Source organism: Pseudoalteromonas sp. S1609 (assembly GCF_005887255.1).
Taxonomy (GTDB): domain Bacteria; phylum Pseudomonadota; class Gammaproteobacteria; order Enterobacterales; family Alteromonadaceae; genus Pseudoalteromonas.
On sequence record NZ_PNDJ01000291.1, the window covers coordinates 1 to 228 of the forward strand.

The 228-nt window shown below is 41.7% G+C and carries 1 protein-coding gene; it reads left to right on the forward strand.

Features of this window, described 5'->3' with window-relative positions; all coding sequences use genetic code 11:
* The coding region (locus CWB76_RS19785; protein ID WP_138609780.1) for a GAF domain-containing protein at positions 1-228 on the forward strand (228 nt) is incomplete at both ends.

Here is a 228-nt window from a genome sequence, read left to right on the forward strand (position 1 = left end):
AGCAATTAACATTGCCTTTGCCAAGTCGCATCCTCGTTTTAAACTCTCCCCAGAAGTTAATGAAGAAGGCTATATCGCCTTTTTGTCCGTGCCTGTTGTTCATCAAAAAAAAGTGGTAGGTGTTATTGTTGTTCAACAGAAAATGGCGAGGGTATTTTCTCAAGAGGAGGAGTCGTTTTTTTTTACGCTTTCTGGGCAGTTAGATTCGCAATTAGCCCACGCCGATAT